Source organism: Limosilactobacillus urinaemulieris (assembly GCF_014838745.1).
GTDB classification, from domain to species: domain Bacteria; phylum Bacillota; class Bacilli; order Lactobacillales; family Lactobacillaceae; genus Limosilactobacillus; species Limosilactobacillus urinaemulieris.
The window spans coordinates 1-25,445 of sequence record NZ_JABUXR010000004.1 but is presented as its reverse complement, the minus strand read 5'-3'; the positions used below and the strand labels follow the sequence as shown (position 1 = coordinate 25,445).

The 25,445-nt window shown below is 38.6% G+C and carries 29 protein-coding genes, 1 tRNA gene, 1 pseudogene and 1 other annotated feature; of the genes and pseudogenes, 21 read left to right on the top strand and 10 right to left on the bottom strand.

Going from position 1 to position 25,445, the window contains the following annotated elements; translation table 11 throughout:
• Positions 1 to 134: 134 nt before the first annotated feature.
• The 4 genes from HUK45_RS02955 to HUK45_RS02940 form a co-directional block, all read right to left on the bottom strand.
• A complete protein-coding gene (locus HUK45_RS02955) occupies positions 135 to 1,370 on the bottom strand; it encodes an ISL3 family transposase (RefSeq protein WP_191911019.1) in 1,236 nt (411 codons plus the stop codon).
• 170 nt (positions 1,371 to 1,540) lie between these two features.
• Positions 1,541 to 1,942 carry an Asp23/Gls24 family envelope stress response protein gene (locus HUK45_RS02950; protein WP_191911018.1) on the bottom strand — a complete coding sequence of 134 codons (402 nt, stop codon included), beginning with the start codon at positions 1,940 to 1,942 and terminating at the stop codon, positions 1,541 to 1,543.
• Positions 1,943 to 1,965: 23 nt separating this feature from the next.
• Positions 1,966 to 2,157: a hypothetical protein gene (locus HUK45_RS02945; RefSeq protein WP_191911017.1), complete on the bottom strand. Its 192-nt coding sequence runs from the start codon at positions 2,155 to 2,157 to the stop codon at positions 1,966 to 1,968.
• Between the two features lie 10 nt (positions 2,158 to 2,167).
• Positions 2,168 to 2,464, bottom strand: coding sequence for an Asp23/Gls24 family envelope stress response protein (locus HUK45_RS02940; RefSeq protein WP_191911016.1), 297 nt, complete (start codon positions 2,462 to 2,464; stop codon positions 2,168 to 2,170).
• Positions 2,465 to 2,523: 59 nt separating this feature from the next.
• On the opposite strand from HUK45_RS02940, the gene HUK45_RS02935 reads away from it, so the two are divergent.
• The 10 genes from HUK45_RS02935 (at position 2,524) to HUK45_RS02890 (ending at position 11,028) form a co-directional block, all read left to right on the top strand.
• A complete protein-coding gene (locus HUK45_RS02935) occupies positions 2,524 to 2,931 on the top strand; it encodes a hypothetical protein (protein WP_191911015.1) in 408 nt (135 codons plus the stop codon).
• A gap of 881 nt (positions 2,932 to 3,812) precedes the next feature.
• On the top strand, positions 3,813 to 4,379 hold the full coding sequence (locus HUK45_RS02930) for a sigma-70 family RNA polymerase sigma factor (protein WP_191911014.1): 567 nt from the start codon (positions 3,813 to 3,815) through the stop codon (positions 4,377 to 4,379).
• A 188-nt stretch (positions 4,380 to 4,567) separates the two neighbouring features.
• Positions 4,568 to 4,717: a 50S ribosomal protein L33 gene (gene rpmG / locus HUK45_RS02925; protein ID WP_003717523.1), complete on the top strand. Its 150-nt coding sequence runs from the start codon at positions 4,568 to 4,570 to the stop codon at positions 4,715 to 4,717.
• Positions 4,718 to 4,733: 16 nt separating this feature from the next.
• Positions 4,734 to 4,910 (top strand): preprotein translocase subunit SecE, encoded by a 177-nt coding sequence (gene secE / locus HUK45_RS02920; RefSeq protein WP_003717524.1) that lies wholly within the window; start codon positions 4,734 to 4,736, stop codon positions 4,908 to 4,910.
• A 119-nt stretch (positions 4,911 to 5,029) separates the two neighbouring features.
• Entirely contained in the window at positions 5,030 to 5,575 is a 546-nt protein-coding gene (gene nusG / locus HUK45_RS02915; protein ID WP_191911013.1) for a transcription termination/antitermination protein NusG, read from the top strand.
• Positions 5,576 to 5,998: 423 nt separating this feature from the next.
• Positions 5,999 to 6,424, top strand: a complete 426-nt coding sequence (rplK, locus tag HUK45_RS02910; RefSeq protein WP_191911012.1) for a 50S ribosomal protein L11 — start codon at positions 5,999 to 6,001, stop codon at positions 6,422 to 6,424.
• A 95-nt stretch (positions 6,425 to 6,519) separates the two neighbouring features.
• Positions 6,520 to 7,212, top strand: coding sequence for a 50S ribosomal protein L1 (gene rplA, locus HUK45_RS02905; RefSeq protein WP_191911011.1), 693 nt, complete (start codon positions 6,520 to 6,522; stop codon positions 7,210 to 7,212).
• 277 nt (positions 7,213 to 7,489) lie between these two features.
• Positions 7,490 to 9,328 carry a pyridoxal-dependent decarboxylase gene (locus HUK45_RS02900; RefSeq protein WP_191911010.1) on the top strand — a complete coding sequence of 613 codons (1,839 nt, stop codon included), beginning with the start codon at positions 7,490 to 7,492 and terminating at the stop codon, positions 9,326 to 9,328.
• Positions 9,329 to 9,350: 22 nt separating this feature from the next.
• On the top strand, positions 9,351 to 10,787 hold the full coding sequence (locus tag HUK45_RS02895; protein WP_191911009.1) for an amino acid permease: 1,437 nt from the start codon (positions 9,351 to 9,353) through the stop codon (positions 10,785 to 10,787).
• Positions 10,788 to 10,953: 166 nt separating this feature from the next.
• Positions 10,954 to 11,028 (top strand) — tRNA-His (locus HUK45_RS02890).
• A gap of 55 nt (positions 11,029 to 11,083) precedes the next feature.
• Here HUK45_RS02890 and HUK45_RS02885 read toward each other — a convergent pair.
• From HUK45_RS02885 to hemH, 3 genes are read right to left on the bottom strand one after another with little or no spacing between them, the layout of a single operon-like run.
• Positions 11,084 to 11,740: a phosphatase PAP2 family protein gene (locus HUK45_RS02885; protein WP_191911008.1), complete on the bottom strand. Its 657-nt coding sequence runs from the start codon at positions 11,738 to 11,740 to the stop codon at positions 11,084 to 11,086.
• A 10-nt stretch (positions 11,741 to 11,750) separates the two neighbouring features.
• Positions 11,751 to 13,055, bottom strand: coding sequence for an Nramp family divalent metal transporter (locus tag HUK45_RS02880; protein ID WP_191911007.1), 1,305 nt, complete (start codon positions 13,053 to 13,055; stop codon positions 11,751 to 11,753).
• Complete coding sequence (gene hemH, locus HUK45_RS02875) at positions 13,055 to 13,990, bottom strand: ferrochelatase (RefSeq protein WP_191911006.1); 936 nt, start codon at positions 13,988 to 13,990, stop codon at positions 13,055 to 13,057. Before hemH ends, HUK45_RS02880 begins: the two co-directional genes overlap by 1 nt.
• 145 nt (positions 13,991 to 14,135) lie before the next feature.
• Positions 14,136 to 14,254: a sequence feature (ribosomal protein L10 leader region), on the top strand.
• A 31-nt stretch (positions 14,255 to 14,285) separates the two neighbouring features.
• On the opposite strand from hemH, the gene rplJ reads away from it, so the two are divergent.
• From rplJ to HUK45_RS02860, 3 genes and pseudogenes are all read left to right on the top strand, one after another.
• A complete protein-coding gene (gene rplJ, locus HUK45_RS02870; RefSeq protein WP_102168620.1) occupies positions 14,286 to 14,786 on the top strand; it encodes a 50S ribosomal protein L10 in 501 nt (166 codons plus the stop codon).
• A 63-nt stretch (positions 14,787 to 14,849) separates the two neighbouring features.
• Complete coding sequence (gene rplL / locus HUK45_RS02865) at positions 14,850 to 15,215, top strand: 50S ribosomal protein L7/L12 (protein ID WP_191911005.1); 366 nt, start codon at positions 14,850 to 14,852, stop codon at positions 15,213 to 15,215.
• Between the two features lie 233 nt (positions 15,216 to 15,448).
• Positions 15,449 to 16,438, top strand: a pseudogene (locus tag HUK45_RS02860) (DUF5692 family protein); the annotation flags it as partial.
• Between the two features lie 107 nt (positions 16,439 to 16,545).
• On the opposite strand, the gene HUK45_RS02855 reads toward HUK45_RS02860, so the two are convergent.
• Complete coding sequence (locus tag HUK45_RS02855; RefSeq protein WP_102168623.1) at positions 16,546 to 16,827, bottom strand: hypothetical protein; 282 nt, start codon at positions 16,825 to 16,827, stop codon at positions 16,546 to 16,548.
• 374 nt (positions 16,828 to 17,201) lie between these two features.
• A complete protein-coding gene (mscL, locus tag HUK45_RS02850) occupies positions 17,202 to 17,576 on the bottom strand; it encodes a large-conductance mechanosensitive channel protein MscL (protein WP_191911004.1) in 375 nt (124 codons plus the stop codon).
• A gap of 173 nt (positions 17,577 to 17,749) precedes the next feature.
• Between mscL and HUK45_RS02845 the strand changes: the two genes are divergently transcribed.
• The 4 genes from HUK45_RS02845 (at position 17,750) to HUK45_RS02830 (ending at position 20,495) form a co-directional block, all read left to right on the top strand.
• Positions 17,750 to 18,070: a PadR family transcriptional regulator gene (locus HUK45_RS02845; RefSeq protein WP_102168625.1), complete on the top strand. Its 321-nt coding sequence runs from the start codon at positions 17,750 to 17,752 to the stop codon at positions 18,068 to 18,070.
• Positions 18,070 to 18,699, top strand: a complete 630-nt coding sequence (locus HUK45_RS02840; RefSeq protein WP_191911003.1) for a DUF1700 domain-containing protein — start codon at positions 18,070 to 18,072, stop codon at positions 18,697 to 18,699. The genes HUK45_RS02845 and HUK45_RS02840 overlap by 1 nt, the downstream gene beginning before the upstream one ends.
• Complete coding sequence (locus HUK45_RS02835; RefSeq protein ID WP_191911002.1) at positions 18,683 to 19,447, top strand: DUF4097 family beta strand repeat-containing protein; 765 nt, start codon at positions 18,683 to 18,685, stop codon at positions 19,445 to 19,447. The genes HUK45_RS02840 and HUK45_RS02835 overlap by 17 nt, the downstream gene beginning before the upstream one ends.
• Positions 19,448 to 19,589: 142 nt before the next feature.
• Positions 19,590 to 20,495 (top strand): metal ABC transporter solute-binding protein, Zn/Mn family, encoded by a 906-nt coding sequence (locus tag HUK45_RS02830; protein WP_191911001.1) that lies wholly within the window; start codon positions 19,590 to 19,592, stop codon positions 20,493 to 20,495.
• Positions 20,496 to 20,632: 137 nt separating this feature from the next.
• Here HUK45_RS02830 and HUK45_RS02825 read toward each other — a convergent pair whose 3' ends face one another.
• On the bottom strand, positions 20,633 to 21,505 hold the full coding sequence (locus tag HUK45_RS02825; protein WP_191911000.1) for a LysR family transcriptional regulator: 873 nt from the start codon (positions 21,503 to 21,505) through the stop codon (positions 20,633 to 20,635).
• A 111-nt stretch (positions 21,506 to 21,616) separates the two neighbouring features.
• On the opposite strand from HUK45_RS02825, the gene HUK45_RS02820 reads away from it, so the two are divergent.
• Genes HUK45_RS02820 through menC form a run of 4 tightly spaced genes read left to right on the top strand, consistent with a single transcriptional unit; the run spans position 21,617 to position 25,304 of the window.
• Positions 21,617 to 22,951: a M20/M25/M40 family metallo-hydrolase gene (locus tag HUK45_RS02820; RefSeq protein WP_191910999.1), complete on the top strand. Its 1,335-nt coding sequence runs from the start codon at positions 21,617 to 21,619 to the stop codon at positions 22,949 to 22,951.
• A gap of 18 nt (positions 22,952 to 22,969) precedes the next feature.
• Positions 22,970 to 23,425, top strand: a complete 456-nt coding sequence (locus HUK45_RS09730) for an MFS transporter (RefSeq protein ID WP_328797134.1) — start codon at positions 22,970 to 22,972, stop codon at positions 23,423 to 23,425.
• A complete protein-coding gene (locus HUK45_RS02815) occupies positions 23,388 to 24,179 on the top strand; it encodes an MFS transporter (protein ID WP_328797132.1) in 792 nt (263 codons plus the stop codon). Before HUK45_RS09730 ends, HUK45_RS02815 begins: the two co-directional genes overlap by 38 nt.
• Positions 24,180 to 24,197: 18 nt before the next feature.
• A complete protein-coding gene (gene menC, locus HUK45_RS02810; protein WP_191910998.1) occupies positions 24,198 to 25,304 on the top strand; it encodes an o-succinylbenzoate synthase in 1,107 nt (368 codons plus the stop codon).
• Positions 25,305 to 25,445: the final 141 nt, after the last annotated feature.

Here is a 25,445-nt window from a genome sequence, read left to right as displayed (position 1 = left end):
TAACATGATTGTTTGCCAGAATGTTTGCCAGAGATGAAGGAAGCACCCAGCAGTTGCTGAGTGCTTTTTTTGGGTATCTGTCAACTGGTATTGATGGATATCGATGCCACTCACATAAATGTGGGTGGTATTTTTTATGCAAAAAGACAATCAATTCTTAAAAAGAAAAATTTTTGATTGGCAAAGCCATAACAGGTTCGTTTGAGTGTTTTAATTTTGCGATTAATTCCTTCTAGTGGACCATTCGGGAATTCATACTTAGTGCTATTAATAACTGCTTGTCGATTCTTCTTTAGGGTATTAATTGTCGTATTCATTTCAGTATTAGTAGTCCGATAGTCCTGAAGAACTGCTTTAAGCAGTTCAGGATCACGTTCATGAATGGCTTGAGTAATTCCTTGGTATGTTTGGTAAACTGCCTTAAAATCAGTGAATTTACTGGTGACTAGATCGACGGCGTTTTGCTTAGTCATATATTCGTTTATTCCCCGAAGATAAACTGGTTTTTCGGGATTAAGCTTGGTCTGCTTAAGATGGAATAACCGCCATTGAGTTTTCATAATTTTATATTCACGACTTTGCTTATCGAGGGTCTTAAGAAGATTGATTCGACAGTTATCTAAAGCTCGTCCGGCTAATTGGACGATATGAAACCGCTCAATAATGATTTTGGCATTAGGGAAGAGGCGGTAAATGAAACTTTGGTATTGAGCATTGAGATCGATAACAACGGTTTCTACTTGAGCCCGTTCAGCCCGACTATAGCGATTCTCAAAGTAGTCGATGATGGAAGGTGAGAGTCGATCGTGGAGCTTAACTACCAGTTGGTGAGTTTCACTGTCACAACAGATAAATGACATGATGGACTTCGTTGAACGGAATTCATCAAAGCAGAGGTGTTTAGGCAGGACGGCCATTCGATAATGAGGTTCAACTCGTTCGGTGATGGTCCGACGAACACTACTGGCTGAACAATGACAAAGGCGAGCGATTAGCTCGCCATTCAAACCTTCACGAACTAATGCCATGATTTGATTTTTAAGATCTCGGGAAAGAGTATGATTATGTTTAGTTAATTGTGTAATAGCACCAAAAGTAGTTTGACAATTGGAACAATAGTAACGTTGCTTAGCTAGAATCATTTCATATCGAGTACCGTTAAGACTTGCCAAACGAAGATGACTTTTTCGCAAGCCGTTTTTGACCACTGATTTAAATCCACAGTTTTTACAGCGATCCACGGGATAAGTCAGTGAAGCATGAATCAGTTTCCACTCTTCATTGTTTTTCAAAATAGTTTCGACTTTGAGAACCTTGATATTCTGGTCTTCAATTCCGAGGAGATTTAGGATAGAATTGTTTTGGGACATCTGCATAACCTTCTTTACATGATTTTTGTGGTGAATTGATTGTACAACATGAGGGCAGCAGCTGTCCTTTTTGTGTACAAAAAAACTGGCATTGATGTTGTATCAATACCAGAAAGTGTATACCCAGGTCGGTAATTGAACTAATTAATTACCTCCTACTCGATTTTAAGCTAGTTGACGCTGCGCTCTTTGTCCGCGTTCATTTCTGCCTTCGTCATGACGTCATTGATGTGAAGTTCAAACTTCACCAGCTTGAGGCCGGTCATCTTTTCGATTTCGGCGGCTACTTCCTTGCAGACGTCCTTGAAGATTTCTGGCGCGGATTTACCATATTCAATCGTAGCATCCATTTTGACGGCGACTTGTTTTTCGCCGGCATCAACCTTGATCCCCTTGGTGATATCCGTTCCGGACGCCACCTTGTCAGCAAATTCGCTAAACATGTTGCCGTCGAGCGAGATGATCTCGGAGACGCGGCTGGCGGTGATTCCGGCAATCTTCTCAATGACCTGGTCATCGAAGGTTAATTTTTGGTCGACAGCTGGTTTGGTTGTTTGGTTTGTGTTAGGCATAGTAGTTCCTCCTTGGAATGTTGCTAGTTACTGAGCCTTTTCAGCAACCGTTGTGTAAAGTCGTTAATTGAGTACCCTAGAATGTCTAAGATGTAGCCAATTGCGCCAAGAATTAAGGTTGTCAGCAGGATCGCCAGCATGGGGAGAAAGCCCCAGGCAACCCAACTGATGCTGATGATCAGGCCGACCACCATAAAGATTGCCGTTAATTTCATCGTGCACCTCCTAGACGATGACGACGTCCTGTTTGTGGTTGAACGGCTTGAGATTTACCCGCAGCTTGCGGAGGTCAATGTCAAACTGTTCCTTCAGGTTAGTGACGATGTGATCGTGGATTGACTGTTTCAGGTGACGCGAATCCGATCGCTGGGACAAGATCCCGTTGACAGTTACGTCAGCTTGTCGACTATTTTTGTGCATTTTGGCTTTAGCGTCGTTGTTGTACAAATCATAGTCGGCTAGTGCTAACTGAATGTTCTTTTTATGCATACTATAAGGGAAAGCATGATCTACTAAACACAATTGAGACTCAATTACTTAAGGGATTAAAAGAAAATTTAGCAATTGATCGGGAAAAGCTTATGCAAATTAAGCATATTCCTAGTGCTGAAGAAATTAATAAGTTAGCTGACATTGCTTTTAATAATACAATTGCGTACTGTAACCGGAATAAGACGGCTTTCTCAGGATTGCTATCCCAAAATGACGATATTTATTTTTATAAAAAAGTGGTTAAGTTAGGCAATCAGGAATTTAATAACCGCTTTCCATACTTGTTTCAAGAAGAAATGAAAACGGAAAATTCTTTAACATTGAGATTCATAAGAAATATTTATGTACATGGCATAATTGATATTCTGGTACTTTGGGGAAATAGTAATGATTCAATCGGAATTGATGATGTTAAACGATTATTAGGCCTTGTTCAAACTAAGTCGCCAGTAGAATTAATGAAACTCTATCAAATTGAAATAGATCGATTTCATTAATTATTTATGTAAGTGGCGGTACTGATTAGTCTCGTATTTAGTTAAGGGAGCAATTAAGCTTTTCCCGGCATTAAAACGATTCCTAATAACGAAAACGTTGAAATCGGGATACATTATTAGGAATTCTTTAATAGTAATTTTTTTGTTATTAAATTTGATGAAACTGTAAGGGGACTCGTCATAGACATGCTTGACTACTAAATTATCTTCGCGACAGCCATGCTCGTAACGAAAAGTGATTTCCTTAGCAGAAATTTTATATATTGTAGCTAATTTATGGATATTAATTGTTTTACCATGAAAAGAAATTCTTTTTAGCATAAGTTCACCTAGTAATTATAGTTTTGTTCAGTATATTCATAATCACTATTGTTTTTAATATTAGTGAAAGAAGATAAACTTAGCGTGCATATGTGATACTAGGCGTATATAAAAATGGTTGAACTATGATGACGCAAAATCGCATAATTCACCTTACGTGCTTAAGCCAGAATTTGAAAAGTAGAAATTTTTTAAATTATAAAATATCCCATAATAACAAATAATTGGTATATTAAAACACTTGTCGCATTAAAAGACGATTATGGTGGCAATGTTCATTCTAGAGAAGCAAATTTTTATGCAAAAAAAGTTGTTGATTAACTATCATTTGAATAGTTGTTCACCAAATCACAATAAAGTGCTATTCAAACTAATAAAAGTTTGGTAGATTATTTTCAGGCATTAGTCACCAAGATTAAGAAACTTAGTATAAGGAACCGGTACTAGGAATTAGAATCTTCCTGACGATGGGAATGAGACCCCCTCGACCAGGCAATTAATGAATGGGTGAAGGAGCCAAATTCAAGAAAGGTGATCCTTAATAAAATTAAGGTGAAACAATGATAAGAAATCATTCAGCTAATCTCGAATTACTCACTCAGGTACAAGTCGGCAACGAGGATCAATTTATGGCATTATTTAATTGTTACTCTTCACTTGTTAAACGACTTTGGCAGAAATTTTATATTGCTGATTTAGAGCTTGAAGATTGGGAGCAAGAGGCGCAACTTGTCCTGCTAAAAGTTATTTATTCATATAGCGGCGAAGATATTAATCAATTTAGTGGTTTTTATAAGCAGAGCTTGATCAATCGTCTCCTTGATTTATATCGTGCTAGGCAAGCAGACAAACGGATCCCGGTTGATCAACTAGATTCTTTAGGAGAAAGTGATAGTGAGACAATGCTTGGTGGAAAAGTCTTACTAGAAGACATTGTCTACTGTCATAAGAGTATTAAGGAGATCGCTAGGATTAGTTCGTCATTTGAACGAGATGTTTTAGCACTGACTGTTACTGGTAAATCGGTTGAATATGTATGCCGAAAACTTCAATGTAGCAAGCGACAGGTTCAGAGTGCTCTTTCACGAACCAGAACAAAATTAATCAAGATTTTAGCGGGCGAGTGATTGAGTCAAATATCGATAAGTTAAGAACGAGGCTGGTAATTTTATCGGCCTTTTTCTAACCCTCAGGTATAAAAAACATAATTTTGAGACCCTTAGTCGCTTTCGATAACAATTGATAACGACATAACGCAAAGACTTGTTTTAGTAGAAGGAACATGCTAATCTTAGTTATGTGTGGAGGTGAAAGTATGTCCCAAAAGAAAGTTGCGCTGGAATGTACGAAGTGCGGTGCTCATAACTATACAATTACCGCTAATCCTCAACGACAAGAACGATTAGAATTAAAGAAGTTTTGTAAACATTGTGGTGAATATACTCTTCACCGTGAAACCCGTTAGTTAGCTGGAGGAAATTATGCATCTGTTTCGTTTTATTAAAAGCGTAAACCACGAAATGAAACTGGTTGTTTGGCCAACCGCTCGTGAAAACCGGCGTGACACAACCATTGTTATTTCGTTGACGCTTTTCTTCGTCTTATTCTTTGCACTGTTCGATTGGCTGATTCAACTCTTGATGAAGTTATTTGTCTAAGCAGTGGTCAAAGCATAAGAGATTTGTTATACTAAATGCAACAAGCTTCGTGGGGATCCGCGAGGTTTTTTATTTTGAAATTGAAAATGAGAGTTAATTTTAATTAAGGAGGATTCATCGTGGAATCAAACGAAAAACGCTGGTACGTTTTACATACGTACTCAGGCTATGAAAACCGGGTTAAGAGTAACCTAGAATCACGTGCTCAATCAATGGGGATGCAAGATTACATTTTTCGAGTAGTTGTTCCCGAAGATGAAGTTCGTCAAGTTAAGGACGGTCAAGCTAAGGAAGTAGTTGAAAAGACATTTCCTGGTTATGTTTTAGTAGAAATGGTTATGACTGACCAAGCCTGGTACATTGCGCGGAATACACCTGGTGTTACCGGTTTCTTAGGTTCACACGGTGGTGGTTTAAAGCCAACTCCATTACTTCCAGAAGAAGTAGACCGGATTATGAAGCGAATGGGCGTTCAAACGGTTCAACACGATATTGACGTTAGCGTTGGTGATAGTGTTAAGGTGATTGCCGGACCATTTGCTGACTTAACTGGTAAGGTTACAGAAGTTGACCATGAAAAGATGAAGTTAAAGGTTAATGTTGAAATGTTTGGTCGTGAAACATCTGCTGAATTAGGCTTTGACCAAATTGATACGGTGGAATAAAAAAGAGGGTGAACCGCGACGTACTAGCCACCGAGTACTAAGGAAGTTCAGACAATGATTGTTTACAATCAAGTCTGGACTATTTAGACGGAGGTGGCGGTCGCGGTGAACTATTCTCGACTGTGTTGCATTTACAGCTCTAGCAAGTTTCTGATAAGCACGTTATGACGATGCTATGAATCTTAGCTTAATTGCATTAGGATAGATGTTGTGGCGGTCGCGGTGAACTGTTCTCGACCGTGCTGCATTTACAGTTTTAACAAGCTTCTAATAAGCACGTTATAATCTTGTTTTTACACTATTTACCTTGAATTTTAATTATAAATGTGGTAAGTTACCTAAGTATGCTATTCGACATACTGTGGGAGAGGTAAATTTACTGCCTCATCATGACCACAACACGGACTAAGGAGGTTTTGTCTCGTGGCAAAGAAAGTAGCTAACGTTGTCAAGTTGCAAATTCCTGCCGGTGCTGCTACACCAGCTCCACCAGTAGGTCCTGCACTTGGGCAAGCAGGTATTAATATTATGGGCTTCACTAAGGAATTTAACGCTCGGACTGCAGACCAAAAAGGAATGTTGATTCCAGTTGTTATTACTGTATATGAGGACCGTTCATTCGACTTCATTACCAAGACGCCACCTGCTGCTGTCTTATTGAAGAAGGCCGCTGGTGTTGAACACGGTTCCGGTGAACCTAACACTAACAAGGTTGCTTCTGTAACCAAGGCTCAAGTTAAGGAAATCGCCGAAACTAAGATGCAAGATCTAAACGCCGCTGACGTTGAAGCAGCTATGCGCATGATCGAAGGTACTTCACGGAGCATGGGCTTCACTGTTGAAGACTAATTGCTGAGAAGCAGGCCGGATGCACTATAAAAGTAGTACATCCCGTGGGAGGTATTAACTCCGCTAGACCACATTTGCAAGGAGGAAAACACAAGATGGCTAAAAATCGTGGTAAGAAGTACCAAGATGCGCTTAAAAAGGTTGACAGCAAGAAGAAGTACGCTGTTAACGACGCAGTTCAATTAGTAAAAGATATTGATTTCGCTAACTTTGACTCAACTGTTGAAGTTGCATTTAAGTTAAACGTTGATACTAAGCAAGCTGACCAACAATTACGTGGTGCCGTTGTTTTACCAAACGGTACTGGTAAGGATCAAACAGTTATTGTTTTCGCTAAGGGAGACAATGCTAAGGCAGCTAAGGATGCTGGTGTTGACTTTGTTGGTGACGCTGACTTGGCTGACAAGATCCAAGACGGTTGGTTAGACTTTGACGTTGCAATTGCAACTCCAGACATGATGCCAGTTGTTGGTCGTTTAGGTCGGATTCTTGGACCTAAGGGCTTAATGCCAAACCCTAAGACTGGTACAGTTACTATGGATGTTGCTAAGGCGGTTGAAGAATCTAAGGCTGGTAAGGTTACTTACCGGACTGACCGTGATGGTAATGTTGCTGTTCCATTTGGTAAGGCTTCATTCGACACTGATAAGTTAGTTGAAAACTTAAAGACTATTGAAGATGTTGTTATGAAGGCACGTCCAGCTTCTGTACGTGGTACTTACGTACAACACGCTTCAATTGCTTCAACTTTCGGACCAAGTGTTACACTTGATTTGGAAAGCTTCTAAATTTAGTAATTAGAAGATAAAAAGGATGGAATCAGATGATCCCATCCTTTTTTGCGTTATCAAGGCAATGACTTAACACATTGCCTTGATAATGCTTTTTTATTTTACTTATGTTATTTATTCGCTCATTTTTAATGACTTATAAAATTAATATGGCTTTTTGTTTGGTAAAACGACTAAGATCGTTTATTATAAAAATATAAAAATAATTATTTTTATATTTTTATAAATTTAAAAGCGCTTTTAAGAGATCGCTATTCTGGAAGGAGAATAACTAATGAGTGAAGATATGAATTATAAATCACTATTTATTGGTGATAAATCAGAAAACGGCTCAGTCTATATGGATGAATTAAAACGATTAGTCACCAATCATTTAGGCTGGCGGAAAGATTATATTCCTTCAGATATTCCAGCAATTACTGACAGTGATCAAACAAAGAAAGAATATCAAGATTCATTGCGTCGTCAACATGAAGTGTTAACTGAACTTGATCAACGGTTACGTCCAGGTACTATTCCTTGGATGTCAGCTGGTCGTTATTGGGGTCAAATGAACTCTGATACATTGATGCCAGCCATGCTAGCATATTGTTATGCCATGTTATGGAACAGTAATAACGTTGCGTTGGAATCATCAGTTGCTACTTCAAAGATGGAATCGGAAGTCGGTGAAGACTTTGCCAAGCTATTTGATTATAAAGATGGCTGGGGTCACATTACTCATGATGGTTCAATGGCTAATCTTGAAGGATTATGGTATGCTCGGCAATTCAAGTCAATGCCATTAGCCTTTAAGGAAGTAGTTCCTGATAAAGTTAAAGGCTTAAGCGATTGGGAACTTCTTAATATGTCAGTTGAAAAGGTTCTTAAGATTTTAGCAACACTTACTCCAGATGAAATTAATGCTGTTAAGGCTCATTCATCACGAAGCGGTAAGAATATTCAAAAACTTGGGAAGTTTATTGTTCCATATACTAAACACTATTCTTGGCTTAAAGCTCTTGATATTTCTGGTGTTGGTCTTGATCAAATGATTCAAATTCCGGTAAAGAGCGATTTTCGGATGAATATTGATATCCTAGAAGATACGATTAAGAAGTTAGCTGCCGAAAAGACCCCAATTCTCGGAGTAGTTGCCGTTGTCGGAACCATTGAAGAAGGTCAAGTTGATGAAGTTGATCGGATCGTTAAGTTCCGTAAAGAAATGGAGAAGCAAGGTGTTTACTTCTATCTTCACGTCGATGCTGCTTATGGTGGTTATGGTCGTGCACTGTTTAAGGATGAAAATGGCAATTTCGTTGAATACGATCAATTAGCAGATATGCTTAAGAAGCACCACGTCTTCAACTACCCAGTTCGTATTTCTGAGCATGTATATCGTGGCTTCAAAGCAATCAAGGATGCTGAATCAGTAACTATTGACCCTCATAAGATGGGGTACGTTCCATATTCAGCTGGTGGAATTGCTATTAAGTACCAAAGCATGCGAAATGTTATTTCTTACTTTGCTCCTTATGTTTTCGAAAAGAAAACTGCTGAAGCTCCAGATATGCTTGGTTCTTATATTATTGGTGGTTCGAAGTCTGGTGCTACTGCTGCCGCTGTTTGGGCTGCTCACCGGACATTGCCACTTAATGTAACTGGCTATGGTCGTTTAATTGGTTCTTCTATTGAAACTGCTCAACGTTTCCGTGACTTCCTTAAGAAGTTAAAGTTTAATGTTAAGGGTAAGGAAGTTGACGTATATCCTCTTGATAACCCAGACTTCAATATGGTTGATTGGGTTTTAAAGATTAACGGTGAAACTAGTCTAAAGAAGACAAACGAATTAAACGAAAAGATGTTTAACTTCTCATCAATTTATGATAGCCATGTTTATTCTAATCGCTTCATAACATCTCATACTATCTTTAGAAAAGATACGTATGGTGATTCACCAGTTCCATTTATTAAGCGGATTGGTTTTTCTGAAGACGAGTGGAATAAAGTTGGCGCAGTGACATTGTTACGGGCTGCTATTATGACACCTTACTTAAATGATACTAAACTCTTCGACTTCTACTCAAAAGGTATCGCTAAGTCAATGGAAAAGAAGCTAAATGAAATTCTTTAATTATTAGAGGGGAGTTTATCGTATGAAAAGTAAAACGTCAAAGGTTAGCCTCATAACTTTTATTGGAATGACGGTTGCTTTGGCGGCAAGTATTCGTAATATCCCTGATGTAGCTGGTTCTGGATGGACCATGTTCTTCTATATGGGAGTAGCTAGTCTACTATTCGCTTTGCCAATTTGCCTAATTGCCGGTGAATTTGGTAGTGCCTTTCCTGAAAAAGGTGGGCCAGAATTATGGGTTAGTAACTCTTTAGGAGGAAGTTATGGCTTTGCCACTTCTTGGTTACTATGGGTTCAAATGTTCCCAGGGATGGTTATGGTTGCCTCAGCTTTGCCACCGCTTTTAGCAACTGCAATTAACCGAGAAAGTCTTGGTAATAACAACATTTTTACGTTAATTGTTATTTTAGTTGTGTATTGGATAATTACTTTCCTTAACATGAAATTTGATATGGCGAAGATTACTGGTCAAATAGGTGCTTGGGCTGGGATTTATATTCCACTAGTTATAATGACTGTTTTAGGAATTTGGGCAGTTATTAAATCTGGAATTCACCCTTCATCAATTCTAGGTAACTTCTCAGCTGGTAAATTGTTACCAGATCCTACAGACATGAAGTCACTGACTTTCTTCTCACCAATTATCTTCATTTATACGGGAATTGAAATGTCCTCTGTTTATATTACGCGGATTAAAAAGGTATCTTACTACCCAATTGGTGTTTTAGTTACATTAGTCTTCATGTTCTTCCTTAACATCGTTAACGGGTTCCTTGAAGCATCAGTTGTTTCGTCAAGCAAAATTGATCTCAATAACATTGTGCAACCAGTTATCGTATATGATAAAATCTTGGGCTTACCATCATGGATTGCTAATGTATTTAGTATTTTAGTTTTCATCGGTGTTAGTGTTCAATTATCTGCATGGGCATCAGGTCCAGGTAAGACCATTATTTCAAGTGCTCAGAAGGGATTGTATCCTCCTAAGTTTAAGTTCTGGAAGACAGATCGCTTTGGTGATTCGCATGCTATTCTAATCACTCAAGCATCAATCATTTCTTTCTTTGCACTTGTTTACTTACTAATTCCCGGTATTAATTCGGCATTCTTGGAATTAGTTAATGCTACTACTGTTCTTTATTGTGCTGTTTACATCTTTATGGCAATCGGGTTCATTAAATTACGGATTAAACAGCCAAATTTGAAACGACCATTTAAGGTTGGTAATACTTTTGTAGCATGGTTAGTTGCACTGATTTTAATTGCTACCATTATTATTGCCCTAGTTGCAACGTTCGCTGTAGGAACACTTAAGGACTTTATCATTGTTGCAATTATTAGTGCAGTATTAATTCTTTTGCCATTCTGGTTTGTAAGAATTCGGAAAGATTCATGGACTCCAGAAGTTAAGAAATTAATGGCAGAAAGTGATCAGGTAAGTAAAAAGGCAGAAAAGTAACTAAAAATACTGATTAATTCTTTTAACAGCAAATGATGATGTTCCTGATTAAAAAGGCTTTGGATGGTGCTAATTTATACTAAATTAGTAACCATTACAAAGTCTTTTTGATTTTTATTGTATTACTGAACCAATATGTGATATTATTTTCTGTGGAGTCATTATGGCGGTATTGGTGAAGTTTGGTTAACACACCGGTTTGTGGGTCCGGCACGCGTGGGTTCGAATCCCACATACCGCCCTGACCTAAAAAAGAACTCAGGAGAAGGATTCTTCTTCTGAGTTCTTTTTTTGTCTTAATTTCTCCTTTGAATTCTTGTGATAGGTTTGATCAGCCATTGGGAAAGTTGGTGACGAAACGTCGTGGTGATTAGCCACCAGCCACTTGCCAGTAAGAGACCGCCAATGACATCGCTTGTAAAATGGTCACGGAGATAAACTCGAGTAACCATAATTATAATAATCCAGAGGAAGAATATTATGGTTACACCAATTCTTGCTCCTTGAAAGTGAAGGTAAGGAAGAATCACGGCAAGCAGAGTAAAAACAAAGATTGCTGTAGCGAAAGTGTGCCCACTAGGAAAACTATAGCTGTTAGCCGGGAAAAGCTTATTACTTGGGCGAGCGCGAAGAACGTTATACTTAGTCAAAATAACTAGTGAATAACCAATAAATTGAAGAAGTACATACCATAAACTCTCGTTGAACCTGTCTTGCCACCAGAGGTAGAGCGCAAGGAAAATGGTAAGGACTTGAATAATGATTGGATCTCCAAAGTATGTTAGGGCAATCATGATTTGCGTTTTTAAATGGGAAGTGGGCTGGGTTAACTGATAACCAAAACGATCCACTTGATTAATCCAGTGTGCATTCTGGATAACACCAACTAGAAATATCCTAAATAGTAACCAACAGACGATCCCACTAATTAATGTTAACGTTTTTTTCTTCATTACTTTCTCCTTAGAACAATGCTGTGATATTTAAGCCAGTTAATAGGAGGACAAGAGCATATTCAATAATTGTTTGCCAAGTAGGACTAGCATGGTTTCCCATTAATTTTTGATCACTCGTGATGGCAACAAGTGGGAACAGGGTAAACGGGAGTGCAATGCTGAGAACTATTTGGGCATAAATGATTAATTGTTCAAATTGTTGCTCGTTAAAGCGGATTAAACAATCGATGATAACAATCGGAATTAGGGTTACAAAACGGGTAAGTAAGCGGCGTTTCCATAACGGAAGACGGATGTTGATGTAACCTTCCATAACGATTTGACCAGCTAAAGTACTGGTAATTGATGAAATTAACCCTGTGATTAGAAGTGCAAAACCGAATAACCAGCTCATAACGGAACTAGATAGCGCACCAACAATGTGAGGATTTTTCAGTCCGTAGAAGACATCTGCCAAACTATTTAATGTTGCGGTGTGGAAGAAAAGGGTTCCGCCAAGAATAAGAAGGAGAGCATTAACAATCAGGGCAGCAATAAGGTGAATGATTGAATCCCAGTTAGCAAATTTAAGCGTTTCAATAACCTGTGCTGGATCATGCTCATCGTATCGCCGACTTTGTGCTAACGCCGAGTGGAGATAAATATTATGGGGCATAATTGTTGCTCCAATGATTCCAAGGCTCATAAGCAGCTCTGAATGGTTAGTGATAATTTTTGATTGGGGAATAATGCCATTAAGGATTGCAAGCCAACTCGGGTGTGCCCGGCAAACTTCAATTGTAAAGATTATGCCAACGCCAAGAATTGTTGTCAGAACAATAAATTCAACCCGACGAATTCCAAAGCGTAAAAAGACAAGCACAATCAGGACGTCCGCAACGGTTAGGAAGATACCGACAATTAACGGAAGGTGGAAAAGAAGGTAGAGAGCAATCGAAGTTCCAACTACCCCAGTTAAATCTGTTGCCATCATGGCAAGCTCATTTAATAGCCATAAGCTAATTCGCACTGGTTTAGGGACTCGTTGAGCGATCGCTTGAGCTAGATCAGTCCTTGTAACAACACCGAGGCGAATTGAGAGCGACTGCATGATCATAGCAACGATAATTGACACGAAGAGGACGCTTAACAACGTGTAGCCATACTGTCCGCCACCAGCCAGTGAAGTTAGCCAATTACCAGGATCCATATAACCAACGGCAACAAGCGCGCCTGGGCCACTATACGCAAGGAATTTTTGCCAAAATGCTGATTCATAGACAGTAGGGACATTGACGCTTCCGTTGATTTCATCTAAGCTTTTCTTTTTCATTAATTTAGTTGCTCCTTAGCGAGATCAGCAATAAATTCAGCAAAGCGGGAGTCATCATTGAGAGATGAGACAACATCAAGAGTATTACCGCCATTTTCACGGAATGCTTGGTAGTTTTGAACTGAATTTTCTTCGATCGTCTCTAAGCAATCAGTAACAAATGATGGAGCAACGATTAAGATATTCCGCTTGCCAAGTTGAACTAACTGGAGTAGACGGTTTTTTAAATAAGGTTTTAGCCAGGGCATTGGGCCGAATTTAGATTGGTAAGCCATCTCAATTTGATTTTTGGGGATGGTAAGCCGCTTTTTTAGTTCGATTGTAGTTCGTTCAGTTTCATCCTGGTATGGATCACCGTGCTTAACCATTGAAACGGGAATACCATGATAAGAAATAATCAACATGTCGTAATTTCCGTTGTCCCAAGCTTCTTGAATGTGCTTGCTAAGAACGGTGAGGTATCGTGGATCGTCAGCGAACCGATCAATAATTGGTAAAGTTGGATCAACAGCCTGGACTTGTTCAATAATGGATTGGGTTGTGCTCTTAGTGAAATGCGGGAATAGGGAAAGAACGATGATATGTTTACATTCCTGCTTCATTTGTCGGAGGGTGTCGCTGATGCTTGGCTTGCCATAAGTCATTGCCATTTTAACTGACCACTCAGGAAGCATTTGCTGAACCTTAGCAGTTAGTTTTTTAGTATTAACAATTAATGGAGAGCCGTTTTTTAACCAACAATCGCGATAAAATGTTGCGGAGCGCCAAGACCGCATCGGAAGGATAATACCATTTAAAAGCGGTTTCCAAAGTGCAGGTGGCATTTCCACAACGTTGTGATCCCCGAGAAATTGACGGAGATAGTTCTTAACTGCTGGTGTGGTTGGCTCAGCGGGAGAGCCAAGGTTAACAAGTAATAGACCATAGTCTTTCATAAATCGGTACTCCTTGAAGTAAGTTAGTAAGTTAATTGTACAACAAAACTAATCTAAGGTGAGCTTGGGGATAATTCCTGGTCCCTGATGAATAATGCTAAATTGTTCTTTACAAGGATTAAGGGAGATGTTATACTACAACAGTTGATTAAATATGACTCTGCCTAAGACTCAGGTGGCGAAAGCCTTAATGATATAGCCTGCCGAGGAAGAAATTAAGTTCCTTCTCTATGTCTGCGGTCATAGGGATTTTTTTATAAATCCGGTCAAACTACATTGCAGGAGGTGAAAATTCATGAGTGAAGCAGCTATTGCTAAGAAGGCTGAAGTTGTTAAGCAAACCGTTGAATTACTTAACAATGCCGAATCAGCTATCGTTGTTGACTACCGTGGTTTAACTGTTGCCGAAGTTACTGATTTACGTAAGCAACTTCGTGACGCCGGTGTTAAGATGTCAGTTATCAAGAACAAGATTCTTGACCGTGCCGTTGAAGGTACTGACTACGAAGATCTTAAGAGCACTTTTGTTGGCCCAACTGCTGTTGCCTTCTCTGACGAAGACCCAATTGCTCCAGCAAAGATCTTAAAGAACTTTGCCGATGACCACGACGCTCTTGAAATCAAGGGTGGTTTCATCGAAAAGAAAGTTAAGACTCTCGATGAAATTAACGAATACGCTACTATGCCTAGTCGTGAAGATCTGTTGTCAATGCTTGCATCTGCATTGCAAGACCCAATGCGGAAGATTGCTCGTGCAGTCAAGGCCGTTGCCGACAAGGAAGACGAAGCCGCATAATTGTCGTATTACCATATATTATCAAATCAAAATTAATTACCTAAATATTGGAGGAATATAATCATGGCTTTTGATAAGGATGCTATCATTGCTTCATTAAAGGAAGCATCAATTTCTGACCTTAACGATCTTGTTAAGGCTATCGAAGAAGAATTCGACGTTTCTGCTGCTGCTCCAGTTGCAGCTGCAGGTGCCGCTGGTGGCGCTGCTGCTGCTAAGGACAGCTTCACTGTTGAATTGACTGAACCAGGTGCTGCTAAGGTTAAGGTTATCAAGGCTGTTAAGGACATCACTGGTGTTGGCCTTAAGGATGCTAAGGACCTTGTTGACGGTGCTCCTTCAGCAATCAAGGAAGACGTTAAGGAAGACGAAGCTAACGACATCAAGGAAAAGCTTGAAGCCGCTGGTGCTACTGTTACCCTTAAGTAGTCTAACTTCAAATAAACGAAGGAAGGGGTTGAACAATTATGTTCAGCCTCTTTTTTTGTTTAAAAATGTTGTCTTATAAGACAAATATCCCGAAATGAGTTTGCTATCTCTAGTATCCTTTTAGAAAATAAAAGTAGGTTCTATATAACCGCTAACATACATTATAGGGAGGAGATAGTATGTTATTTCAAATTTATGGTAGCCAATCAGGTTGGTAATTATTCGGTTGGGTATTAGTATTTGCTTGTTTGACTATCACAAATGAAATAGCACGGCGGAGTAGAGCTGGTGGCCTGTTCTTCTTCGTTGTCTTACCGATTGCATTGACGATTTACTTCACAGCAATTTATATTGGTGCTGCTCAAGGACAGGCATGGGCATTACATAACCAGACCTATGTCCATATGAATAGTTGGTTTCACTATGCGAAGTTATACGCTGCAACATTTGGCTGTATCGGGTTTATGATCCTTAAATATCATTGGGGTAAATTGGGAAAAGCATACTGGTTTAAGTGCTTCCAGTTTGTAATTGTTGCAATTAATATTTTTATCACTGTGAGGAGCGACTTTGAATCAGCTATTCGGGGAATGAATGCGTTACAAACTACTGGAAGTCAGTGGTGGCTTTCTTCTGAAGGTGTTTGGCTTTACGGTGGCTGGTGGAATGTCCTCAATGGTATTGCCGGAATTATTAATGTTTTCTGTATGACCGGTTGGTGGGGAATTTATTCCTCAAAGAATGAGGACGACATGTTGTGGCCTGACATGATTTGGCTATTTATTCTCGCCTATGACGTTTGGAACTTTGAGTATACTTATAGTAACCTTCCAACTCATTCATGGTACTGTGGTGTTGCTCTTTTGCTTGCACCAACATTTGCGGCTGCCATTTGGAACAAGGGTGGTTGGATTCAAAACCGGGCAAATACGCTAGCAATCTGGTGTATGTTTGCTCAAGTAATTCCAGAATTTCAGGATAGTGGAAGATTCTCAGTTTTACCTGTTCTGTACAAGAACGGTGTAATGAATCCAGCAGTTCATCCAGGAGCTGCTGATCCGACAATGATGGGCGTAATTGCGATCCTATCACTTGCAATTAACGTTGTGGTCTTTGCTATTATTTGGAAGCGGGCTACTAGTATGGGGATCAACCCTTACACTCATGAAGTCTTTGTTGGAACTAAGGATTATGAAGAAGCAATGGCTCGGGCACAAAAGTAGTGAACCATTATTTTATTAAGATCGAAAAAGGGACGCAACCAGGAAAATCTTCCTCGTTACGTCCTTTTTAGTGAACAAATCAGCTAATCGCCGTGCCATCAATTAAACTAGTTTGCCGGGTGAGTGTGGTGAGTAGTAACAATCCGGTAGCCAAAGTAGAATTGAATAGCGGCAAGAACGATGTTGATCCAATTCAAGGCAACGAACCAGCCATTTAGCATGCTGGCATCGTGGGTTACTCCATAGTAAACCCAGAATCCAATGAAGACAGCACAGACATTAATCCAAGCAAATGTCTTTTGAAGGGTTTGGTTGTCGAGTTGGAACCACATCCAAATAACGTTAACAACGAACCAAATAGCTAAAATCCAGAAAATAGTGTTAAACATAATGCATCTCTCCTTTACAATTCATGCGAATGAAACAAGACCAGCAGTTACATGTTAAACAAGAATAAAATTTTAGCCAATACCGGTTAGTGAAGGGAATAAGTGAATACTAATTAAATGCCTTTATTTAATAAGAGCTAACCTTAGAAAATAATTGCTGATATTTAATTAGTAAATCAACGTGGGTAGTACGGATTCCTTTGCAGTTAACGATATAGGTAGATCTTCAGAAGTCCTGCCAATAATCACCTCACTTATTACTACCCCCTTTAAGTTATATTAACAAGAAAGTTGCCGTAAATCCAATAATAAGTAAATAATAAAAATAATAAATCCTGCCAATGAAAGTTATAATTTCATCGGCAGGTTCGATTTTAGTTATGCTTTTTTTCCTTTAGTAGTTCAGTAATTTCTTTCAGGTACTGAACTTCCTCGCTTGGTTCAGCCGGCTCTTCATCTTTCTTTATTCGAAAACGGTTAATTGCTTTGACCATCAAGAAAACCACAAAGGAGATGATCAAAAAATTAATGACTGCATTGAGAAAGCTTCCATACTTAAATTGAGCTTCACCAACTGTCCAGGTAAGGTTTGAGAGATCGATCTTACCGACAAAGATACCGAGTAGTGGATTAATAAGGTTATCTACTAATGATTTTACGATCGACGTAAATGCAGCACCGACAATAATACCGACGGCCATATCAACAACGTTTCCGCGCGCAATAAAGTCCTTAAATTCTTTAATCATATGGTCCTCCTTTTTGTTAACTACTTATTAGGTAAGTTATATTTTATCAAACAAGATTATAGTGTATCTGATAATCAGTGATAAATTTAATCAAATTTAAAAATATTCATTATTATATTTACATCCAATATTATATCCTATATAATATTAGATGTATTAAGGAGGAAGGATAAATGAAGATTCAAATAACAGCTGAACTCCTTGATGGATTGGTTTTAGCAATTCTGAAACAAGACGATTATTACGGCTATGCATTAACGCAAAAGGTGAAAAATGTGATTGATGTTTCGGAGTCGACAATGTATCCGGTCCTTCGCCGTTTAAAAAAGAATGGCGATTTGACAACTTATGATAAGCCATTTCAAGGGAGAAACCGACGTTATTACCACATAACAGAAATTGGTGAACAAAGATTACAGGAAATCTTGCGAATATGGGAAGGGTATAAGCAAAACTTGGATCAGATTTTTTATCAGAAGGGTGGAGAAAAATAATGGATGCTCGCCAAAAGTATATTTCAGAATTGAAAAGATTTTTAGCGCCATTAACTACTGAAGAAAGAACGGACGCGTTAAATTTTTATAATGAATATATTGAGGATGCTGGTTATGATAATTACCAGCAGATTATTAAGGAGCTAGGAAATCCCCGACAACTAAGTCATAAGATTCTGGCGGATTACTCAATTAAGGCTAATAATGAGGAAATTAAGAACAGTCATACAGCATCACCCCGTTCCAACTGGCGGGTCTTTTGGTTAGTAGTTATTGCAATCATTACATCGCCAATTACGTTTGTGTTAAGTCTGGGAGCATTAATTGTACTTATTTGCGCCTTAGCAGCTGTCTTTGGGGTTAGTGTGGGAATATTAGGAACACTAGTTGGTTTGATTTTTGGTAGCGGGGTAATGATCTATTCAGGAATTGGAGTTATTGCTGCTGCACCAATGACGGGGATCCTGTATGCCGGAATTGGGGTAACAATGATCGGGTTTTTACTCTTATGTATCCCCGTAGGATATTGGATAATTCGCTGGTTAGCACAGGCAATTGCTAATTTAGCTAAGTATATTTACCAAAAACTACTTCAAAGGAAGGCTGAGAAGCATGAAAAAAACATTTAAGATTGGTCTAGGAATACTTGTTATTGGGATTGTTTTAATGGTAGTTGGCTTTGCTGGTCACGGAATGAAAAATATTAGTTTTGAGGGAGCTACCCCAGTAATTGAGAAACAAGTTACTAAAAAATTAAGCACAGCTAAAGAGTTTAATAGAGTTAATCTTACTAGTTCAAGTGCTAATGTTTTAATCAAGACAGGATCAAAATTTGCGATTAGTTACCAAGGTAGTAATGCTCGACTTCCTAAGGTTACGGTAACTAATCAGTCCGCAACCATTCATCAAGGTGAGGGTCGTGGGACATTCTTTTCCTACAATAATGGAGACGATACCATTATTATTACAGTGCCTAGGGGGACTAAATTAGCCGGAAAACTTGATGTTGCTGATGGCAATTTGAGTATTACAAATGTTGATTTGGAGAACATGGATGTTAACGTTGCTGATGGTGACGTTGTTTATAATAATCTCACGGTGACTGGAGGAAAGACAACTCTTGGCGACGGTGACTTCACTAGTAACAGAGTAATCTTTAAGGGACACTACACGGTAAAAACGGATGACGGTGACAATAAGGTGATTACTTCACATGCCGATGGCTTTATTCTCCATACTGATGACGGTGATAATAAACTCGATGGGGTTGACCATGGAACTGAAGACCTTCAGCAAAATGAATCAGCAGCGAACCTTCTTCGCTTGGAGTCAAATGACGGTGATAATTCGGTAATTAACATTAAAGCGGTCCAATAAGGTTAAACGGTCTTAGTATTAGGAAAGTCTTAGTACTAAGACCTTTTTTGTTGCTTGTTAAAAAAGGCTTGCATTTTTAGTAAGGAGTGTTTAATATATTTATTGTCGTAAATAGTAATTATTACGATTAAGGAGGAAAAATATGAAGCATTTTTTTAAGAGACTTGTAATAGTTGGGTTATCATTAACATTAATTTTGCCGTTAGTGATGACCCATACAGTAAGTGCTAGTAGTCAAAAATCAATTAAGGTAGTCACAGGGCTTAACTTTTACGGTGAAGTTGCCAAAGCCGTTGCTGGTAATCAAGGGAAGGTGACTTCCTTTATTAATAATTCTTCGATTGATCCCCATGACTATAACCCAGGAATCAAGCAGGCTTCACAGGTTGAACAAGCGAATGTCGTGATTGAAAATGGGATCGGTTATGATCATTGGATGAATAGGCTGGTTAAATCTAGTGATAATAAGAAGAACATTAAGGTGGTTAACGTTGGCTCCCTGATGGGTAAAAAAGTTGGTGACAACGAACATATTTGGTATCAACCAAATACCATGAAGAAACTCGCTAATAAGTTAGCTAAGGATTATGGTAAAATTGATCCTCAACATGCTGACTACTACCAGCAGAATGCTAAAAAGTATATTGCATCATTGGATCAACTTGACCAAAAGATTGCCCAAGTTAAGAGCCAAGTAAATCCGCAAAAGAAGGAAGTTGCGGTAAGTGAACCAGTATTTGACTACGCGTTGGAAAGCCTTGGTTATAAAGTAATGGATCAACACTTTGAAAAGGCAATTGAAGAGGGAACCGATCCTTCACCTAAAGATATTGCTCAAATTCAGACTGCAATCAAGAACCACCAAATTGCTTTCTTTGTTGATAATACACAAGCAAGTGATCATGTTGTAGATAATCTTGTTAAGCTTGCTAAAAAGAATCATGTTCCAGTTTTAAAGGTAACTGAAACAAAGCCAAGTCAAAAGATGACTTATACAGACTGGATGATGAAACAATATCAGGAATTATCATCTATTCAGCAACAATAATTTTAATCTCTCAATAATGAAAAACGGTCTCCAGAGTTCGGATTTGCCGAGCACTGGGGGCCGTTTGTGCATTCATTGCCTGTCCTTTATTTAAGTAATAAGGATTAGCTTCTTATATTTGACCTTTTCCTTTTCAGTTAACTTGGGGAAACTATGTCTTTTTTTAAGGAATGACAGTAATTAAGAAGGAGCGTTGCAACTTGCTCTTGGATACTTGTTCTTGGCCCATAGGGATAGGAGAGATAAATCCTTCTATGAAAGCCATTCTTCCCAATTCTATGTAATGAAATCTTTTCAAGGTTAGTTGTACAGTTCCAGGATAACTCAGGAACAAAGCATGAAGCATAGCCCTGAGCTACTAAATTAATCATGAGATTACGATCTCCTGTTCGCAAGACAACCTGAGGATCTATTCTTTGTGCAGAAAGAAAGCGTTGGATAAAGTCGGCAAATGGTGACTCATTCATTTCAATTAGGGGTAGTTGGTTAATTTTTTCCAATTGAAATGTGGACTGTGGATTTTTCTTACTCGTTGCTAAAAAGACTTCTTCGGATAGTAACAATTCGTTATGTTGCTCGGGAACCGGTAGAGGTACAAGCTGAAAATCATAATGCCGAGGATCGTTATCGATTTTACTTTGGATAAATTGAAGATTAATTTGGGGATATTTATTATGAATTATTTTGAGAAACGAAACCAGTAAGGGAGTAGTTTCACACATTTTAATAGTGATTTTTTTATTGTTAAGTGAGTGAATTGCCTTCACATTTTCCTTTGCTAACCGTAGTTGATTGAATGACCGATTAACTACCGTAAAAAAATAATTACCTTGAGCGGTCAAGATTAACTTTTTCCCTTGACGAATAAATAACGAAACGCCTAATTCGTTCTCCAACTCCCGAATACTGCGACTGATAGATGGTTGAGCAACATGTAATTTAGTTGCTGCTTTTGTCATATTCATTGTTTTGACGACTTCGGTAAAGTATTTCAATTGCGTTAAGTTCATCTTTGTTACCTCTTTCATAGCAATTTTGTTATTAACTACATAAAAAGTAATATTGGATTTTAAAAATAAATGAGAATATTCTAATTATATTATAATTTTGGAGGTGATGAAATGACGATTGATGACTATGTGAGGAAAAATCAGCAGCAGTTTATTAATCTATTGGCTAACTTTGTAAGTCAAAAAAGTCTTAGTCAAACAGGAGAAGGAATTCAAGCAACGGTTAAATTCTTGAAAGAACTTTTAGAACAACTCATTCATGCGAAAGTTGAGATTATTGAAACGGCTGGTAATCCAATTATTATCGCAACCCTTTCTCCAGGGAAGGATAATGAATATTTGTTTTATGGGCATTATGATGTTCAGTTACCAGGGAAATTGACTGAATGGAAAGTAAAACCATTCAAATTAACTCAGCGTGATGGTCGCTTGTATGGTCGCGGTACTGGCGATAATAAGGGTCAATTAATGGCACAAATATGTGGCTTTTATGTTTATCAGCAATTATATGGGGAGTTACCTTTTACAGCCAGAATTCTCATTGAGGGTGAAGAGGAGATTGGAAGTCCGCACCTTCTTCAAACAGTTCGCACATTGAAAGATCCATACTTAAATAACCTTTCAGCAGTTTTTGTAATGGATGGATCAATGAGTCAATCAGGAGACCATGTTTTGCGATTAGGAAACCGGGGTGTCTTATCGTTTAGGTTAGAAGTGAGGACTAACGAAAGTGCTCTGCATTCAGGGAATTTTGGCAATGTTAGTAAGAATGCGGCCGTTGAACTTATATGGGTTTTAAATAAGCTAATTAACCCGCTAACTGGTCAATGTAGAATTAAGGAATTTTATAAAGGAGTGGTTGAGCCAAGCAGCCAAGAACGAGAGTGGCTAAACGCTCTGCCAAGTCCGGACAATATTCCAGCACCAATTTATAAGAATAAATTTGATTATTACTATCGGCTGATGTTTCAACCATCAATGACAATTAATGGTTTGAGTAGTGGCTATGAGGGTAACGGGGTAAAAACAATTATTCCTGCTAAAGCAACTGCAATTATTGACTGCCGCTTGGTTGCCAACCAGACATGTGATGAGGTAATTAAATTAATTGATAACACGCTTAAAGCGGAATTAGATGAGGAACAAATCCAAATTAAGTACTTGGTTAAGCTTAATCCTGTAAAAATTGCAGCCAGTAACCCATTAATCCCTCGGCTGGTTTCGACAATTACAGAAGCCACCGGTAAAGCACTGATTGAGCCAGTAATGCCTGGCAGTGTGCCTAATTATATTTGGAAAGATATTGTCGGGATTCCGCCATTTACTATTCCATTGGCAAATTATGATCAGCATAACCATGCACCAAATGAGAATATAACAATTGATGCTTTTCTTGATGGAATAAAAATTATTACTTACCTCTGTCGAAATTTAAATTCTAAATAGTGGAAAGAAGGTTACCTTATGGATGAATCACAACATTTAATGAGCCAGAATGAAAGGCCGAAGTCGTATCGAACACTAGTATTAGTTTTTCTAGGATTTATTATTTGCTTTATTGATCGTTCCGCAATGAATATTGCACTTGCTTATGTTGGAAAAAGCTTTACGTTAACTCCGGCCCAATTAGGAGTAGTCGGCTCAGCATTTTTCTTTAGTTATTCATTAGTGCAGGTTCCAGGTGGTTGGCTTGTTGACCGCTTTGGCACTAAATGGATGACGGTGCTCTCGCTTTTAGCCTGGTCAGTATTTACCGTGATGACAGGATTTGCCTGGTCATTTACTTCACTGATTATTATTAGGGTTCTGTTTGGAATTGGTGAAGGCTCATATCCGTCAGCAGCGATGAAACAGGTCCGCTTGGCATTCCCAGAAAATAAACGTGGTCAAGCATCCGCGGTTGGTTGCTATTTCATCTAATTATATTGGGAATGCACTAGCACCGTTTATTGTAGCTCCCTTGATTGCCCTGTTAAGTTGGCGTGGTGCGTTTCATGTCGTTGGGGTGTTAGGCCTTGTTTATTTGGCATTCTATTATTTCTTCGAGCGACCATTAAATCGTGAAATTCCAGATTATGATACAGGAAATCAAAAGGTTAAAGGAAAGTTTGACTGGCGAGTATTAAGCTTTTCAGTAGTTGTGTTTGGCTTTAGCGTGATTACAAAGGGATTAGATACTTGGATGCCTACTTATCTTCTTCAAGCACGTCATATTAATCTAAAAGGAATTGCTTGGCTAGTTCCTCTTCCTTCCATTACGGCAGGGATTGGATCATTTATTGCCGGATTCATCATGGTTAAGTTCTTTACCGGTCACGAGAAATGGCTAATTTCTCTTTCAGCTCTAGTAACTATGGTATTCATGTATGGGATGTTTCATTCATTAAGCTTGACTGGGGTGATTACCTTTGAAGTACTAGCCTACTTTACTAAATCAATTGGTTTCGCTGCCTCCTATGCTTTTGTGGCACAATTAGTTGCAAAAACAAATTACGGGGCTTCAATTGGGGTAGTTAATTTTGGTGGACAACTTGCAGGCTTCTTAGCACCGATTTTAATTGGTCTTGTTATCCAAGGTACTCATAGCTATACAGCAGCCTTCTTGGTATTAACATTCTTTGCATTACTGGCATTTGTTGCTTCATTAACTATCCATGGTAAAAAGGCAAACTAGCAGGGAGAAAGTGATGAGATGAAAATTGAAAAGGCACGATTATTTAAAATTGATTTTCCCTTAAGGAACGCTTTTGAGGTTAGCTTCGGGGTAATTAAGTATAAGCGCACGATTATCTTAGAGTTGACGGATCAGGATGGCAATTGTGGATATTCAGAGTGTTCAGCTTTTGATGTTCCATTTTATAATGAAGAATTTCGCTCAGGAGCATGGGACTTATTAAAAGAACAATTATTACCCAAAGTTGTTGGCCATGACATTAATCATCCAGATGATATTTATCAACTATTTAGTTATATTCGGCGAAATAATATGAGTAAGGCATGTGTAAATTGTGCACTCTGGGATTTATATGCTAAACGGCTTCAGCTTCCGTTAGCAAAAGCACTAGGCGGAGACAAACAAAAAGTTGAAGTTGGGGTTAGTATTGGCGTTCAACCCTCACCAGAGAAATTAGTTGAAACGGTTCGCGGCTATCTCAATGATGGCTATCGGCGAATAAAAATGAAAATAAAACCGGGAGCAGATTATCAGTTCATTAAAGCTGTCCGGAACGAGTTCCCGGAAGCAATGCTGATGGCTGATGCCAATTCGGCATACCGCTTAAAAGATCTACCGATGCTACAACGGCTTGATGAGTTGGGGTTACTCATGATTGAACAGCCGTTGGAACCGGGCGATTTAGTCGATCATGCACAACTTCAATCCAAATTAAAGACAGCAATTTGTCTGGATGAAAGCATTCTTTCGTTAGCTGATGCTAAGAAAATGATTCAATTAGGTAGTGGTCGGATTATTAATATTAAAGTTGCTCGGGTTGGCGGACTAGGAGCAGCAAAACAAATTCAGGAATATGCAAGTAAGCATAGTATTCAATGCTGGTGTGGCGGGATGCTAGATTCTGGAGTGGCAAGAGCGGAAAATATTGCAATTGCCACTCTCCAAGGATATACACTTCCTAATGATATCGCTGCCTCAACTCGTTATTATAATCAAGATATTATCAAACCAGTAGTTGAACTAGATGGAACTTACGTCAATGTTCCTCATCGCCCTGGGCTAGGCTACGAAATTGATTGGGATAATATGAAAAAATTTTGTAAAGCGGAACTGGTATTAAAGTAAAAAATTTAAGTAGCAAAAAAGGGGTATACACTTTCTGGTATTGATAAAAAATCAATGCCAGTTTTTTTGTACACAAAAAGGACAACTGCTGTCCTCGTGTTGTACAATCAATTCACCACAAAAATCATGTAAAGAAGGTTA

What these genes read in the sequence shown, in the direction of transcription:
- HUK45_RS02955 (WP_191911019.1), bottom strand. Translation starts at nt 1,370, where the DNA reads ATGTCCCAAAACAATTCTATCCTAAATCTCCTCGGAATTGAAGACCAG.
- HUK45_RS02950 (WP_191911018.1), bottom strand. Translation starts at nt 1,942, where the DNA reads ATGCCTAACACAAACCAAACAACCAAACCAGCTGTCGACCAAAAATTA.
- HUK45_RS02945 (WP_191911017.1), bottom strand. Translation starts at nt 2,157, where the DNA reads ATGAAATTAACGGCAATCTTTATGGTGGTCGGCCTGATCATCAGCATC.
- HUK45_RS02935 (WP_191911015.1), top strand. Translation starts at nt 2,524, where the DNA reads ATGCAAATTAAGCATATTCCTAGTGCTGAAGAAATTAATAAGTTAGCT.
- HUK45_RS02930 (WP_191911014.1), top strand. Translation starts at nt 3,813, where the DNA reads ATGATAAGAAATCATTCAGCTAATCTCGAATTACTCACTCAGGTACAA.
- rpmG (WP_003717523.1), top strand. Translation starts at nt 4,568, where the DNA reads ATGTCCCAAAAGAAAGTTGCGCTGGAATGTACGAAGTGCGGTGCTCAT.
- secE (WP_003717524.1), top strand. Translation starts at nt 4,734, where the DNA reads ATGCATCTGTTTCGTTTTATTAAAAGCGTAAACCACGAAATGAAACTG.
- rplA (WP_191911011.1), top strand. Translation starts at nt 6,520, where the DNA reads ATGGCTAAAAATCGTGGTAAGAAGTACCAAGATGCGCTTAAAAAGGTT.
- HUK45_RS02900 (WP_191911010.1), top strand. Translation starts at nt 7,490, where the DNA reads ATGAGTGAAGATATGAATTATAAATCACTATTTATTGGTGATAAATCA.
- HUK45_RS02895 (WP_191911009.1), top strand. Translation starts at nt 9,351, where the DNA reads ATGAAAAGTAAAACGTCAAAGGTTAGCCTCATAACTTTTATTGGAATG.
- HUK45_RS02885 (WP_191911008.1), bottom strand. Translation starts at nt 11,740, where the DNA reads ATGAAGAAAAAAACGTTAACATTAATTAGTGGGATCGTCTGTTGGTTA.
- HUK45_RS02880 (WP_191911007.1), bottom strand. Translation starts at nt 13,055, where the DNA reads ATGAAAAAGAAAAGCTTAGATGAAATCAACGGAAGCGTCAATGTCCCT.
- hemH (WP_191911006.1), bottom strand. Translation starts at nt 13,990, where the DNA reads ATGAAAGACTATGGTCTATTACTTGTTAACCTTGGCTCTCCCGCTGAG.
- rplJ (WP_102168620.1), top strand. Translation starts at nt 14,286, where the DNA reads ATGAGTGAAGCAGCTATTGCTAAGAAGGCTGAAGTTGTTAAGCAAACC.
- rplL (WP_191911005.1), top strand. Translation starts at nt 14,850, where the DNA reads ATGGCTTTTGATAAGGATGCTATCATTGCTTCATTAAAGGAAGCATCA.
- HUK45_RS02855 (WP_102168623.1), bottom strand. Translation starts at nt 16,827, where the DNA reads ATGTTTAACACTATTTTCTGGATTTTAGCTATTTGGTTCGTTGTTAAC.
- mscL (WP_191911004.1), bottom strand. Translation starts at nt 17,576, where the DNA reads ATGATTAAAGAATTTAAGGACTTTATTGCGCGCGGAAACGTTGTTGAT.
- HUK45_RS02845 (WP_102168625.1), top strand. Translation starts at nt 17,750, where the DNA reads ATGAAGATTCAAATAACAGCTGAACTCCTTGATGGATTGGTTTTAGCA.
- HUK45_RS02840 (WP_191911003.1), top strand. Translation starts at nt 18,070, where the DNA reads ATGGATGCTCGCCAAAAGTATATTTCAGAATTGAAAAGATTTTTAGCG.
- HUK45_RS02835 (WP_191911002.1), top strand. Translation starts at nt 18,683, where the DNA reads ATGAAAAAAACATTTAAGATTGGTCTAGGAATACTTGTTATTGGGATT.
- HUK45_RS02830 (WP_191911001.1), top strand. Translation starts at nt 19,590, where the DNA reads ATGAAGCATTTTTTTAAGAGACTTGTAATAGTTGGGTTATCATTAACA.
- HUK45_RS02825 (WP_191911000.1), bottom strand. Translation starts at nt 21,505, where the DNA reads ATGAACTTAACGCAATTGAAATACTTTACCGAAGTCGTCAAAACAATG.
- HUK45_RS02820 (WP_191910999.1), top strand. Translation starts at nt 21,617, where the DNA reads ATGACGATTGATGACTATGTGAGGAAAAATCAGCAGCAGTTTATTAAT.
- HUK45_RS09730 (WP_328797134.1), top strand. Translation starts at nt 22,970, where the DNA reads ATGGATGAATCACAACATTTAATGAGCCAGAATGAAAGGCCGAAGTCG.
- menC (WP_191910998.1), top strand. Translation starts at nt 24,198, where the DNA reads ATGAAAATTGAAAAGGCACGATTATTTAAAATTGATTTTCCCTTAAGG.